Origin of the sequence: Bacillus sp. C28GYM-DRY-1 (assembly GCF_030519405.1) — a bacterium.
Taxonomy (GTDB): Bacteria; Bacillota; Bacilli; order Bacillales; family Bacillaceae; genus Bacillus; species Bacillus spizizenii_A.
Genome location: NZ_JAUMKF010000075.1, coordinates 1 through 394 on the forward strand (window position 1 = coordinate 1; position 394 = coordinate 394).

Annotated in this window: 1 protein-coding gene; it reads right to left on the reverse strand. The window is 57.4% G+C overall.

The window, feature by feature from the left end; all coding sequences use genetic code 11:
• The coding region (locus tag Q3W56_RS20740) for a hypothetical protein (protein ID WP_302896710.1) at positions 1-394 on the reverse strand (394 nt) is incomplete at both ends.

Here is a 394-nt window from a genome sequence, read left to right on the forward strand (position 1 = left end):
GACGGTGCACACGTTGGATTGTTTTTACATCGTCAGGGCGAAGATTCCGGAGTTTTTCCGCCAATTGCGGTAGCTCGTACAAGGGACGGTCTCGGCAAGCTGCATCCAGGATCCATTGGGTGTCGCGTTCGTCTACTCGCGTCAGGACCTTCAGTACCTCCGCTGGAGGGCAATCTCTTCCTACAGCACTGAGAACTTGGTACGCATCAGAGTGCTGGTCTGCTTCACGCAGGCACGTGACGGTGTCAACGATGGCTGCTGCCGACTGGGACCGAGCCAGTTGATTCAATACCTGGTAGAGCTCGGCACCACGCTTTTGGACGTGCAGACCGCTAACCAGCTCGGGCATCTCGTCCGCCGGTGTGTTGGCGGCTGCCTCGAAGATCAACTGAGT